This is a genomic window from Actinomadura sp. KC06 (assembly GCF_004348735.1).
In the GTDB taxonomy this organism is placed as follows: domain Bacteria; phylum Actinomycetota; class Actinomycetes; order Streptosporangiales; family Streptosporangiaceae; genus Spirillospora.
In genome coordinates this window covers 1-12,750 of sequence record NZ_SMKT01000204.1, presented here as the reverse complement: position 1 = coordinate 12,750, position 12,750 = coordinate 1, and the positions used below count along the sequence as shown (strand labels likewise).

The following is a 12,750-nucleotide window of genomic DNA, read 5'->3' as shown; positions in this document are numbered from 1 at the left end:
AGATGTGTATAAGAGACAGGTGATGGACGGCGACACCAGCGACTCGCCGTTCGCCGCCGCACGGACGGCCTCCAGCAGCAGCGCGGGCCCGCTGTCCTTCAGCAGGAACCCGACCGCGCCGCCGCGCAGCGCCCCGTACACGTACTCGTCCATGTCGAACGTCGTGACGATGACGATGCGGGGCGGGTCCTCGACGCCGGGCCCGGCCAGCACGCGGGTCGCCTCCAGGCCGTCCATCGCGGGCATCCGGATGTCGAACAGGCACACGTCGGGGCGGAGGCGGCGGGCCAGCGCGACGGCCTCGGCGCCGTCCGCGGCCTCCCCGACCACCTCCATGTCGGGCTGCGAGTCGACGATCATCCGGAACCCGGTCCGGACCATCTCCTGGTCGTCGGCGATCAGTACGCGGATGGCCACGGCGCCGATTCTGCCAGGTCATCCGTCCTCGGCGGGCAGGACGGCGACGACCTCCCAGCCGCCCTCGGGGCGCGGCCCGGCGTGCAGCCGCCCGCCGAGCGCGCCGGTCCGCTCGGCCAGCCCCGTCAGCCCGAACCCGCCGGACGGGAGGCGCCGCCCGCGTCCCCGCCCGTCGTCCCGGACGGCCACCTCGACCTCACCGCCGACACGCTTGAGCGTCACCTGGACCGACGCGGCGTCCGCGGCGTGCTTGCGGACGTTGGTGAGCGCCTCCTGCACGACGCGATGCGCGGACGCCGCCACCTCGGGCGGCAGCGTGCCGAGGTCGGGCGCGATCGTCAGCGCGGCAGGCGGGTGGGAGAACCCTTCGACGAGCTCCTGAAGCCGTGCGAGGTCCCCGACCGGACGGCGGACGGCCCCGTGAGCGTCCCCGTCGGGCGCGCTGACGTTCTGCGCGTCGCGCAGCAGCCCGACCATGCGGCGCATCGAGGTGAGCGCCTCGGTGCCGGCCTTCTCGATCCCGCCGAACATGCCGTCCAGCTCCTCCGGCCCGGGCGGCGCCGCCCCCGACTGGGCCGCGAACCGCGCCGCCTGCGCCTGGACGACGATCCCCGTCACATGGTGGGCGACGAAGTCGTGCAGGTCGCGGGCCAGTTCCAGCCGCTCGTCCCGCCGTGCCGCGGCCAGGGACCGGGCGCGCCGCGCGTCCATCGCCCGCAGGTACAGCCCGGCGCCGGCGGCGATCGCCACGGTGATCCCGAGCGGCGCGGTGAACAGGACCGCCGCGATCGCCGACCAGCGCAGCGGCGTCGACAGGATCGCGGCGGCGAGCAGCGCGGCCATGAGGACGAGCCGCCGCCGCGGCATCTTCCACGCCGTCCGGACGACGAGGATCAGCAGCGCGCCGATCTCGGCGAACAGGCTCGGGGCGCCGGGCTCGGCCCCCGGCTCCATCGCGAGGAGGAGGGTGGTGAGCGCCGACAGCGACCCGGCGGCGACCGTCCACGCGACGAAGCGCCGCCCGGAGATCGCGGCGGCGTTGGCCACGGCCGCGACGAGCACCATCCACACGAGGGCGGTGTCCCGGATGCCGGCGCCGAGGCAGACCAGCAGGAACATCGCGGCGAACGCCGCATAGGCGGTGCGTGCCAGGCAGCCGCCCGCCGAGTGGATGCGGTCCAGCCGCGCCCCGATGTCGCTCACGCCCATGGAGCGTACGACCCGCGGCCGACCGCCGGATCGACCGTTCGGCCGATACTCCGCCGCCCGGAACCGGCTTTGCGTCCGATGCGAGGGGCGGGCGGCCCCGCGCACGCTGGAGTCATGTATCTGATCTATGTACCGTTCGTCCTCGCGTTCGCCGTGTTCGTGATCTACGGCGGCATCGTGATGCCCGCGATGGAGATCGCCGAGTCGTTCCGCGGCCGCCGTTCCTGAGCCCTCCTCAGCCGCTCCCTCAGCGGTCGAAAAGGGTTCGAGATCTGTCAGAGGTGACCCGTAGCGTTGACCTTGTGATTCGGGCGACACCTGGGAACAGATGTCGAACCGAGTGGCTTGTACAGGCGTACCAAGGGGTATGTGACTGACGGTGGATTCCGCACAGGCGCGGCCCACCGGGCTTTGGAAGGGGTGTTGGCATGAGTGCAGCGACCGGCACGTTCCATCTCTCCCACCTGCGGCTTGACGGGCCCGCCGAGCGGACCGTCGTGCAGCCGTGGCTCACCGATCTTTCCCATGCGTCGCTGAACGCCTACGCCGAGACCCCGCCGGCGCTGGCCTCCGTCGAGGCGCTGCCCATGCGGGCCGCCCCGTCCCTGCGCCCGGCGCCCGCCCGCATCGCCGTGGCGGCCTGACAGCCGAACGACGTCGAAGGGGACCGAGGAACCTCGGTCCCCTTCGTTTTCGCCCTCTGTCTCAAATTACAAGACAGAATTCTCAAAATATGAGAAGGGGTCGTAGGCTGAGGGGACGGCACAGAGAGGTGATCCGATGTCCCCCGAAGCGACCTACACCCATGGCCATCACGAGAGCGTCCTGAGCTCGCACACGTGGCGGACCGTCGAGAACTCAGCGGCCTACCTGATCGGGCACCTGCGTCCCGGCGCGTCCGTGCTGGACGTCGGCTGCGGCCCCGGCACGATCACCGCCGGTCTCGCCGAACGCGTCGCCCCCGGCCGGGTCGTCGCCACCGACTCCGCGCAGACCGTCCTGGACGAGGCGCGCAGAAACGCCGCCCTCGCCAACGTCGAATCCGCGGTCGCTGACGTCCACGCCCTGCCCTACGCGGACGACACGTTCGACGTCGTCCACGCCCACCAGGTCCTGCAGCACGTCGCCGACCCCGTCCAGGCCCTCCGCGAGATGCGCCGCGTCGCCAGGCCCGGCGGCATCGTCGCCGCACGCGACGCCGACTTCGGCACCATGGCCTGGCACCCGGACCCGCCCGGCATGGACGCCTGGATGCCGATCTACTACAGGGTCGCCCGCGGCAACGGCGGCGAACCCGACGCCGGCCGCCGCCTCGTCTCCTGGGCCCGCGCCGCCGGATTCACCGACGTCACCGCCTCGGCCTCGTCCTGGTGCTACTCCACCCCCGAGGAACGCGAATGGTGGAGCGAGTCATGGGGCGGCCGCCTGCTGAGGTCATCCCTCGCAGACCACGCCGTGGCCGGCGGCCACGCCACCCGCGAAGACCTGCGGCGCATCTACGAGGGCTGGAAGGCATGGGCCGCCGCCGACGACGGCTGGTACGCCGTGACTCACGGCGAGATCCTCTGCCGCGCCTGACGTCGGCGAACCGGTCAGAACGGGTCGGTGAGTTCGCCCAGCTTGTCTGTTAGCTGGAGGTTGTGGGAGTAGTCGACCGGGACGGTGATCACGGAGACCGTGTCGTCGGCCAGGGCCTTGCGGAGGGTCGGGAGGAGATCGTCGGCCGCCTCGACGCGGTAGCCGCGGGCGCCGAAGCTCTCCGCGTACTTCACGAAGTCGGGGTTGCCGAACGTGATGTTGGAGCTGGTGCCGAGGTCCAGGTCCATCTTCCACCCGATCAGGCCGTAGGCGGAGTCGTCCCAGATCAGGACGGTGATCGGGATGTTCTCGCGGACCGCCGTCTCCAGCTCCTGCGAGTTCATCAGGAACGCGCCGTCGCCCGTCGCGGCGAGGACCCTGCGGCCGGGGTGGGCGAGCTTCGCCGCGATCGCGCCGGGGACGGCGAACCCCATGGACGACAGCCCGTTCGAGACCAGCAGCGTGTTCGGCTCGTACGTCGGGTACATGCGCGCCATCCACATCTTCACCGCGCCGGTGTCGGCGAGCACGATGTCGCTGCGCCCCATCGCCGCGCGGACGTCCGAGACGATGCGGCGCGGCGACAGCGGGTACCCGCCTTCGGTCGCGCCCTCGGCCAGCTCCTCGCGAAGCATCTGGCGAATCCTCCGGCCAGTCCCGTTGACGTCGAAGCGGCGGTGGACGGAGTCGGCCAGCGCGTGGAGCGTCCGGGAGATGTCGCCCTGGATGCCGACCTCGACCGGGTAGTGATCGTCCACCTCGGCGGGGAACTGGTGGATGTGGATGATCTTCTTGTCCGCGTTCGGGTTGATCTTGACCGGGTCGAACTCCTGCAGCTCGTAGCCGACGGCGATGAGGACGTCCGCCTCGTCGAAGCCGAAGTTGACGTAGTCGTGGCGCATGAACCCGACGGCGCCGAGCGCGTTGGGGTGGTCGTCCGGGAAGACGCCCTTGCCGTTGAACGTGGTCGCGACCGGCAGGCCGAGATGCTCGGAGAAGTGCCGCAGCGCGTCGCCCGCGCCGGCGCGGGTCGCGCCGTGCCCGGCCAGGACGACGGGCCGCGCGGCGAGCGCGAGCACGTCGGCGGCGCGGGCGATCTGCGACGGCGACGGCTCCTGCGTCCGGACGACGTTGACCGGCAGCGGCGTCAGCTCGGCGGAGACCTTCGCGGCCTCGACGTCCTCCGGGATCGCCAGGTAGACGGCGCCCGGACGTTCGGTCTGCGCCGTCTTGAACGCCTTGCGCACCATCTCGGGCAGGGCCTCGGCCCGCGGGGCCAGCTCCGACCACTTGGTGATCGGGCGGAACAGCGACACCAGGTCGACGATCTGGTGCGACTCCTTGTAGATGCGGTCCAGGCCGACCTGCGCGGAGATCGCCACGACCGGCGTGCTGTTGGTGGTCGCGTCCGCCACGCCGAGCTGGAGGTTGATCGCGCCGGGGCCGAGCGTCGCGGACGCCACGCCCGCCTTGCCGGTGAGGCGGCCGTAGATCTCCGCCATGAACGCCGCGCCCTGCTCATGCCGGACGAGGACATAGCGAATGGACGAGTCGGTCAAGGCATGGACGAAATGGATGTTCTCCTCGCCCGGGATTCCGAAGACGTATTCGACGCCCTCCGCCTCGAGGGCCCTGACGAGCAGCCGGGCGGCCTCTTGAGCGGGGGCTTCCTGCGTGGACATCGTGTGTCCCATCTCCAGTCTGCTGATCGCTGGGTGCTGCCTCGTTCAGCATCCTGGGACGTACCGCGATTCCGCCCGTCGATGTGTGATCGCTCTCAGAAAGATGTGTGATCGCTCTCAGGAAGATGGGCGGTCGCTCTCAGGAATCGGCGAGCTTCTTGATCGCGCGGAGCGTCGGCTCGTCCCGCACTCCGGCGATCAGGACGGTGGTGACGGGGCTGTCGCGCCACAGCTGGAGCCGCTCCTTGATCCGTCCGATGGGGCCGAGGAGGGAGATCGCGTCGGCCAGCTCGTCGGGCACGGCCCTGATCGCCTCGTCGCGGCGTCCGTCCAGGAAGAGCTCCTGGACGCGCGCCGCCTGCTCCGCGTAGCCGAGCCGGCCGATCAGGTCGAGGTGGAAGTTGCGCTGCCGGGCGCCCATCCCGCCGATGTAGAACGCGACGGGGATCTTGGCGAACTCCAGCGCGGCCCGGAGGTCGTCGGTGACGATCGTGGCGACGGTGGCGGCGATCTCGAAGCCGTCCGAGCGGTTCGCCAGCGACTCCCCGAACACCGGCTCGATCTGCGCCGGGTCGACGAACAGCGGCAGCCAGCCCTGCGCGATCTCGGTGGACAGCGCGACGTTCTTCGGCCCCTCCGCGCCCAGGTAGACGGGGATGTCCGGGCGGACGGGATGGACGATCGACTTCAGCGGCTTGCCGAGGCCGGCGCCGCCGGGCAGCGGCAGCGGGTAGTGCGGGCCCTCGCTGGTCACCGGGGCCTCGCGGCGCCAGACCTGCCGGACGATGTCGAGGTATTCGCGGGTGCGGGCGAGCGGCTTCGGGAACGGCTGCCCGTACCAGCCCTCGACGACCTGTGGGCCGGACGCGCCGAGCCCGAGGATGACCCGTCCGCCCGACAGCGCGTCCAGCGTCAGCGCGTGCATGGCGGTGGCGGCGGGGGTGCGCGCCGAGATCTGCGCGACGGCGGTGCCGAGCTTGATCCGGGACGTCCGGGCCGCGTACCAGGTCAGCGGGGTGAACGCGTCCGAGCCGTAGGCTTCCGCGGTGAACACCGAGTCGTAGCCGCAGCGCTCGGCCGCGAGCACGGTGTCGGTCTGGTCGTCGGCGTCGCGCTGCCAGTAGCCGACGTTGATGCCGAGCTTCAGTTCCGCGGTCACGGTGCACCCTCCGGTTATCGTCGCACCGCGATACTAGAACACGTTCTAGTTTCCGGGAAGGGCCGGGGGCCGCGGCGAGCGCTCGCCGCGGCCCCCGGATCCGTCGCTACGCCTCCTTGATCGCGCTCAGCATGCTCCGCCAGGCGGGCGGCGTCAGCACCAGCGCCGGACCGGCGGGGTCCTTGGAGTCGCGGACCGCGCGAAGGTCGCTGGACAGGGAGGCCACCTCGACGCACTGGTCGCCGCTCCCGCTGTGGGACGACTTGCGCCAGGCGGCGGCGGTGAGTTCGCGCTGCAGGTTGGTCACGGGCTGCTCCTTGCTGCCTCGGCTATGAGGTGCGCGGAATCCTCGGGGGACAGGGCGACCGCCTCGATCCGATCGAAGCGATCCCTATGTTTTGCTATTGCCTCCGCACTCTCAAGGTAAACGTCGCCCATGGTGCCCTCTACGTAGGCGATATCTGGGTCAGCGGGGTCTGGATACGACAATATGGTGAATCGTCCGTCCAGGCCCGCATGCTCCCTCGCCGTATACGGAAGTACCTGAATCGTGACGGATGGGCGGGTATTCACGGCGGTGGCGAGCGCCTCCAACTGGTCGCGCATCACCTTCTCGCCGCCGATCGGACGGTGCAGCACCGCCTCGTCGAACACGACGTGCAGGCGCGGCGCGTCCGTCCGGTCCAGTAACGCCTGGCGGATCTTGCGGGCGGCGATGCGGCGCTCGATGTCCTCGGGGCCGGGCAGCAGCCGGCCGGCCGTGATCACGGCCCGGGAGTACTGCTCGGTCTGCAGGAGCCCGTGGACGAGTTGCGGATCCCAGGTGCGGATGTGCGACGCCTCGTCCTCGAGCGCGACATAGCTGCCCGCGAAGACGTCCTGGTAGGCCGTCCACCAGCCGCGCTGACCGGCCTGCCGGGCGAGCGTGATGAGCGCGTCGCGGCCGGGGCTTGGCACTCCGTAGAGGTCGAGGATGTCGGCGATGTCGCCGGGTTTGGGCCGGGTCTGGCTGGTTTCGAGGCGGGAGACGGTGGCTCGCGACCAGTCGAGCCGATCGGCCACCTCCTGCAGGGTCAGGCCCTGCTCCTCTCGCAGCTTGCGCAGTTCCCGCGCCAGGCGGCGGCCACGGACGGTGGGGCGGTAGGTCATGGGAGTGGAGTCTTACCACTCTTGACGCGTGTCACAACGCGATTGACGAACCCGGCAGGAAGGGTAGAGCAATTCCGCGAAGGCTGTTGCGCTGGTGAGATTCTCACGACACGCTTGGATCCGTAACAACGGGGGGACCGACAGTGACGAGCGGGCCGGCCGCGCGCCCGGGCACGAAGAACGCGGGAGGAACCCGTGAAGAGCACGACAGCCGGCCTGACGGCCGAGACGACACCCGGTCTGACGGCCGAGACGATGGCCGACGCGATGGCCGACGGCGACGGCGACCACCGCGCCGCCGGATCCATGCCCGGATGGGTCTGGGCCCTGCCGGGCGGGCCCGGATGCGCCGGCCACGCCCGCCGCGTCCTGGGCGACGCGCTCGCCTCGCTGGGCGTACCGCGCGACGCGATCGCCGACGCGCAGCTCATGGTGAGCGAGCTGGCGACGAACGCCCACCAGCACGCCGGCGAGCACGGTCCGCACGAGCTGTGGCTGTACCTCGGCGAGAACGAGACGGGCGAGGACGCTGCGGACGAGCCGGACGGCGACGGCGATGACAGCAGCGCGGGCGCGGGCGCGGCGGGAGGTGACGCGGTGAGCGGCGAAGTGCGGTGCGCGGTCTTCGACGCGTTCCCCGACGCCGCGCTCCCCGGCTACTCGTGGACGTCCGGCGACTGCGGGCGCGGGCTCAGCATCGTCCGGGAGCTGTCCGGCGGACGCTGGGGCATGCGGCGGACGCGATCGCGGCTCGGGCCGTCCGTCCGCGGCAAGGCCGTCTGGTTCGCCGTGCCCGGCGCCACCGCGGGCCCCGGCCTCGGCTAGCCGCGCCTCCCTCACGCAGTCCTTCTCAAAGCGCGATCGCCGCCGTCGACACCTCCGCGTACGGCGGCTCGGTGCACATCCGCCTATGCTCTGCGCACGTGCTCGATGTTCCTCGGCTCGTAGTGGCCGCGCCTTCCACGGGAAGCGGCAAGACCACCGTCGCGACGGGTCTGATGGCCGCGTTCGCTCGCCGCGGCCTGGCGGTCTCCCCGCATAAGGTCGGGCCCGACTACATCGACCCCGGCTACCACGCGCTCGCCACAGGACGTCCCGGACGGAACCTCGACCCATGGCTGACGTCCGAAGAACTGGTCGTCCCGCTGTTCCTGCATGGCGCGGACAGAGCGGACATCGCCATCGTCGAAGGCGTCATGGGGTTGTACGACGGCGCCGCGGGACTGGGAACGTCCGATGCGGCCGGGGGCGGTGACTACGCGTCCACCGCACACGTCGCGACCCTCCTGGACACGCCCGTCGTCCTGGTGGTGGACGCCTCCGCCGCGGCCGGACGCTCCGTGGCCGCGCTCGTCCACGGCTTCCGTTCCTACGGGACCGTCAGGGTCGGCGGCGTGATCCTCAACCGGCTCGGCTCGGACGGCCACGAACGCATGTGCCGCGACGCCGTCGAAGACCTGGGCCTGCCGGTGCTGGGGGCGCTCCGGCACCACGACGAGGCGACGGCCCCGTCCCGGCATCTCGGGCTCGTCCCGGCGGCCGAGCGGCGGGCGGAGGCGGTCGCCACCGTCCGGCGGCTCGGCGAGCTGGTCGCCGCGTCCTGCGACCTGGACGCGATCCTCGCGCTGGCCCGCGCCGCGTCCCCGCTGACCGCCGGCCCCTGGAATCCCGCCGAGGCGGTCGGGGCGGGGTCCCAGGAATCGGCGCGGCGGCCGCGGATCGCCGTCGCCGGAGGGCCCGCGTTCACCTTCGGGTACGCGGAGAACGAGGAACTGCTGACGGCGGCCGGTGGCGAAGTCGTCCGATTCGATCCGCTGCGGGACGAGAGACTCCCCGAACGGACGAGCGGCGTCGTCATCGGCGGAGGGTTTCCCGAGATGCACGCGGCGGAGCTTTCGTCCAACGAGCACCTGCGCCATGAGCTCTCCGCCTTCGGTAAGTCGTCGCGTCCCGTGTACGCCGAATGCGCGGGACTTCTCTATCTCGCGCAAGAGTTGGACGGCGCCGCCATGTGCGGCGTCCTGGACGGAGTGAACGCGACCATGGCCTCGCGGCTGACACTGGGCTATCGTGCCGCGGTGGCGGTGGCCGACTCGGTCGTCGCCCGAGCGGGCGAGCGGGTACGCGGCCATGAGTTCCACAGCACGGTCACCGAACCCGTCCATGGGGACAGGGCGGCCTGGCAGTGGGCCGCGTCCGGTCCGGTGGGGTTCGTTCAGGGCGGTTGTGTCGCGTCCTACCTTCATGTGCATTGGGCGGGGTCGCCCTGGTTCGCGGGCAGGTTCGTCGACGCCTGCCGGGAAGACGCCCGCGGGGAAGACGCCCGCGGGGAAGGGGAGCGCGAGTGAACGGCTTCGAGAGAAGCGTCCGGTTGGAGGGTGAACGCGTCGTCCTGCGGCCGTTCGGGCTGGACGACGCTCCGGGGCTGATCGAGGTGATCCGCGCCGAGGAGGACTTCCTGCCGCCCAGCTTCCCGACCGTCCTGGAGGCGGAGCCCATCGCCTGGTTCCTGAGCGAGGGCGTCCACAAGTTCCAGCGCTACGGCCTGGGCATCCACCTCGCGGTCGTCGGCCGGAACACCGGCGACCTGCTCGGCACCATCGGGCTGTTCAAGGTGAACTGGGAGCATCTGACCAGCGAGGTCGGGTACGGGATGCGGCCGGCGGCGCGCGGGCGCGGCCTCGCCACCGAGGCCCTCGCGCTCGTCTCCGAATGGGCGCTGCGCGACTGCGGGCTCTTCCGGGTCGAGCTGCGCGCGATGGTCACCAACCACGCGTCCATCCGCGTCGCGGAGAAGACCGGCTTCGTGCGCGAGGGCGTCGCGCGGGGCGCGGAACGCGAGGACGGCGCCAACCGGGACATGATCGTCTTCAGCCGGATCGCGACCGACCCGCCGCCGCCCGGGTCGCGGGTCGAATCGGGGGTCACCGGCGCGCCGCGGCGGCGCTCCGGCGGCGCCTTCGAGAGGCTCGACGCCGAGGACGAGGAGGGACGGCCCGGGTGATCGACGCGGACAGGACGCTCGTGCTCTACGGCGACGGCGCACGCGAGGCGGCCCGCCGGATGCTGCCGGGGCTGCCGGACGCGCGCTTCGTCCCGGCCGGAGCGCCCGGCGAGCCCGGCCCCACGCGGCTGCGCGCGGCGTTCAAGGAGGCGGCCAAGGCGGAGCTCGCGCAGGTCGTCCTGGTCGCCGGGATGGACGAGCAGGCCCGCTTCCTCGGCGGCGTGTGGGGCGTCGCGGGCGTCCTGGAGTCGATCACCCGCGACATGGGCGGGGACGCCGCGCTGGCCGCCACGGTGGCCGAGGCGCCGACGCCGCGGGACGCCTACGACCGGTGGGAGGCCGCGGGCGTGCTCGGCTCCTGCGGCCGGGAACTGTGCCGCAGGACCGCCGGGGAACTGGAACGTCTCGCCGCCGAGGCCGCCGAGGCCGCCGGGACGTCCGGCAGCCCGGTCGCCGCGCAGGTGGTCATGGTCGACCCGGAAGGTGAGCGCATGGTCGGCATGTTCGGGCGAATGGCCCGGTAGGCAGTTGGCGGGGTAGACGATGCTGACGGTCGTCGGCCGCAACGGTTCACCGCTTAGCGAGGCGGCCCGGGCGGCTCTGGACAGCGCTGCGCTGGTGGTCGGAGAACCCGGCCGCCTGGACGATCTGCCCTTGCCGCCCGGGGCTCGGAAGGTCGCGACCGACGATCTGGCAGAGGCGTTGCAGGGCGTGGACGTCACAGACCAGAACGTCGTGCTCGTCGTGGACGGCGATCCCGGCTACTTCGGAATCCTCCGGATGCTGCTCCAACAGGGGCATGCCCCAGAGGTACTGCCGTCCGCGCCCATGGTGGCGCGGGCCTTCGCCCAAGCGGGACTGCCCTGGGAGGACGCACTCGTCGTCTCCGCCCGCGACGGACACCTGAGACAAGCCGTCAACGCGTGCCGAGCCCACCCCAAGGTGGCAGTGCTGACCGGGCCGGGTGCGGGCCCAGCGGAACTGGCGCGCGCGCTGTTCCCCGTGACCCCGCGGTCGTTCGTCGTCTGCGAGGATCTGGACGGGCCTGGGGAGCGGGTCGTGTACGTCCGTCCTGCCGAGGCCACGACTCGTCCATGGAACGAACCGGATGTGGTGCTCGTCCTGGACAACCGGCACGCGCTCGGCGAATCGACCTGGATCTCAGGGGCCGCGCCAGGGCCCGCCGGATGGGCGCTGCCCTCGGACGCTTTCGGCGGTGAAGGCGGTCTCCGGCCGGACGTCCGCGCGTTCGTCCTGGCCAAGCTCGGCCCGAGGGTCGGCGACATGGTGTGGGACGTGGAGTCCGGCGACGGCTCGGTCGGCATCGAATGCGCGCGCTTCGGCGCGGCCGTCGTCGCCGTCGACCGCGACTACGCCGCCTGCGAGCGGATCCGGGAGAACGTCCGGGGGCACGGCGTGAAGGTCGCCATGGCGTCCGGGGACGTGCGGTCCACGGCCGGGCACCTGCCCGAACCCGATGCCGTGTTCATCGGGCCGGGGTTCGCCGGGCCGGCCGGGCCCGACGCCGTCCGGACGTGCGCCGCACTCCGGCCGTCCCGGCTGGTCGCCGTCGTTGCCGTCGCGTCCGTCGCGTCTTCCGCGTCGGCGCGGGGCGATGCCGAGGCTGCGGCTGAGATCATGGACGCGCTGGCCGAGCACGGCTTCACCGCGGAGGCCGTCCAGCTCCAGGCGACACCGCTGGACGCGGAGCCAGAGGCGTCCGCCGCCGCCGTGATCGTCGTGTGGGGTGAACGGGACGTCCAGACCTGGGGGCGGGACGCGTCCCAGACCATCCGCCCCATAGAGACCATCTCCGCCCTGCCGGCCGACCCCGCCGACCCCGCCGAATAGGACGCCTCGGGCAAGACATCGAGGACGAAGCGCCTCGCAAGCCGTGAAACCCTGGTATCCGTCCTGGAAGCGACGCAGGAGGCGCAGTTGACCGTCCGCCAGCCCCATCCGATCGAGGTCCGGTCGTACGAGATCCTGCGGTCCCGCGTCGACCTGTCCCCGATGCCGCCGCTGTGGCGGGCCGTCGCCGAGCGGGTGATCCACGCGACCGCCGACCTGGAGTACGCGGTGGACCTGGCGACCAGGGAGGAGTCCCTCGAACGCGGCTGGGACGCGCTGCGCGCCGGGGCGCCGATCGTCACCGACGAGGGGATGGTCGCCGCCGGGATCAGCGCCCGGGAGACGGTCTGCCACGCCGCCGACCCGGCCGCCGGCCGGATGGCCCGCGCCGCGGGCATCGCCGCCCCGGCCGCCGCGGTCCGGCTGGCGTACGCGGAGGTGGGCCCGGGCGCGGTCTGGGTCGTCGGATCCGCGCCTGAGGCCATCACCGAGATCATCGCCCGCCGGGTGAGCCCGGCGCTGGTCATCGGCGTCCCGGCGGGCTTCGCGGACGCATGCGAGGCCAAGGAGGCGCTACGGGCGGCCGGGCTGCCGCAGCTCAGCAACGTCTCGGAGAAGGGCGGCTCGGTGGTCGCCGCCGCGGCCGTCAACGCGCTGCTGTACGCCGAGGCGGGACGCCCATGATCCGGTCTCTTATACAC

14 protein-coding genes are annotated in these 12,750 nt (G+C 72.0%); 8 read left to right on the top strand and 6 right to left on the bottom strand.

The genetic code is table 11. From position 1 onward, the window contains the following. The coding region (locus tag E1287_RS37910) for a response regulator transcription factor (protein WP_131970114.1) at positions 1 to 417 on the bottom strand (417 nt) is incomplete at its 3' end. An 18-nt stretch (positions 418 to 435) separates the two neighbouring features. Beyond that, a complete protein-coding gene (locus E1287_RS37905) occupies positions 436 to 1,620 on the bottom strand; it encodes a histidine kinase (RefSeq protein ID WP_243719712.1) in 1,185 nt (394 codons plus the stop codon). Positions 1,621 to 2,054: 434 nt separating this feature from the next. Here E1287_RS37905 and E1287_RS37900 point away from each other — a divergent pair, with 434 nt between their 5' ends. After that, positions 2,055 to 2,270 carry a hypothetical protein gene (locus E1287_RS37900; RefSeq protein WP_131970113.1) on the top strand — a complete coding sequence of 72 codons (216 nt, stop codon included), beginning with the start codon at positions 2,055 to 2,057 and terminating at the stop codon, positions 2,268 to 2,270. A 136-nt stretch (positions 2,271 to 2,406) separates the two neighbouring features. After that, entirely contained in the window at positions 2,407 to 3,204 is a 798-nt protein-coding gene (locus tag E1287_RS37895; protein WP_131970112.1) for a methyltransferase domain-containing protein, read from the top strand. 14 nt (positions 3,205 to 3,218) lie between these two features. On the opposite strand, the gene E1287_RS37890 is transcribed toward E1287_RS37895, so the two are convergent. From E1287_RS37890 to E1287_RS37875, 4 genes are all read right to left on the bottom strand, one after another. Next, positions 3,219 to 4,886 (bottom strand): acetolactate synthase large subunit, encoded by a 1,668-nt coding sequence (locus E1287_RS37890; protein WP_131970111.1) that lies wholly within the window; start codon positions 4,884 to 4,886, stop codon positions 3,219 to 3,221. A gap of 139 nt (positions 4,887 to 5,025) precedes the next feature. Continuing rightward, positions 5,026 to 6,045, bottom strand: a complete 1,020-nt coding sequence (locus tag E1287_RS37885; protein ID WP_131970110.1) for an LLM class F420-dependent oxidoreductase — start codon at positions 6,043 to 6,045, stop codon at positions 5,026 to 5,028. A 106-nt stretch (positions 6,046 to 6,151) separates the two neighbouring features. After that, positions 6,152 to 6,352 carry a DUF397 domain-containing protein gene (locus E1287_RS37880; protein ID WP_131970109.1) on the bottom strand — a complete coding sequence of 67 codons (201 nt, stop codon included), beginning with the start codon at positions 6,350 to 6,352 and terminating at the stop codon, positions 6,152 to 6,154. Then, positions 6,349 to 7,194: a helix-turn-helix transcriptional regulator gene (locus tag E1287_RS37875; protein ID WP_131970108.1), complete on the bottom strand. Its 846-nt coding sequence runs from the start codon at positions 7,192 to 7,194 to the stop codon at positions 6,349 to 6,351. Before E1287_RS37875 ends, E1287_RS37880 begins: the two co-directional genes overlap by 4 nt. Before the next feature lie 195 nt (positions 7,195 to 7,389). On the opposite strand from E1287_RS37875, the gene E1287_RS37870 reads away from it, so the two are divergent. The 6 genes from E1287_RS37870 (at position 7,390) to E1287_RS37845 (ending at position 12,733) form a co-directional block, all read left to right on the top strand. Beyond that, the gene (locus E1287_RS37870) at positions 7,390 to 8,019 is read left to right on the top strand and encodes an ATP-binding protein (RefSeq protein WP_131970107.1); all 630 of its coding nucleotides are present in this window, start codon (positions 7,390 to 7,392) and stop codon (positions 8,017 to 8,019) included. Between the two features lie 98 nt (positions 8,020 to 8,117). After that, positions 8,118 to 9,542 (top strand): cobyrinate a,c-diamide synthase, encoded by a 1,425-nt coding sequence (locus E1287_RS37865; protein ID WP_131970106.1) that lies wholly within the window; start codon positions 8,118 to 8,120, stop codon positions 9,540 to 9,542. Then, positions 9,539 to 10,198 (top strand): GNAT family protein, encoded by a 660-nt coding sequence (locus E1287_RS37860; RefSeq protein ID WP_131970105.1) that lies wholly within the window; start codon positions 9,539 to 9,541, stop codon positions 10,196 to 10,198. The genes E1287_RS37865 and E1287_RS37860 overlap by 4 nt, the downstream gene beginning before the upstream one ends. Next, a complete protein-coding gene (locus E1287_RS37855) occupies positions 10,195 to 10,722 on the top strand; it encodes a hypothetical protein (protein WP_131970104.1) in 528 nt (175 codons plus the stop codon). Before E1287_RS37860 ends, E1287_RS37855 begins: the two co-directional genes overlap by 4 nt. Before the next feature lie 19 nt (positions 10,723 to 10,741). Beyond that, positions 10,742 to 12,049: a bifunctional cobalt-precorrin-7 (C(5))-methyltransferase CbiE/decarboxylating cobalt-precorrin-6B (C(15))-methyltransferase CbiT gene (locus tag E1287_RS37850; protein ID WP_131970103.1), complete on the top strand. Its 1,308-nt coding sequence runs from the start codon at positions 10,742 to 10,744 to the stop codon at positions 12,047 to 12,049. Positions 12,050 to 12,136: 87 nt separating this feature from the next. Then, on the top strand, positions 12,137 to 12,733 hold the full coding sequence (locus tag E1287_RS37845; protein WP_131970102.1) for a precorrin-8X methylmutase: 597 nt from the start codon (positions 12,137 to 12,139) through the stop codon (positions 12,731 to 12,733). Positions 12,734 to 12,750: the final 17 nt, after the last annotated feature.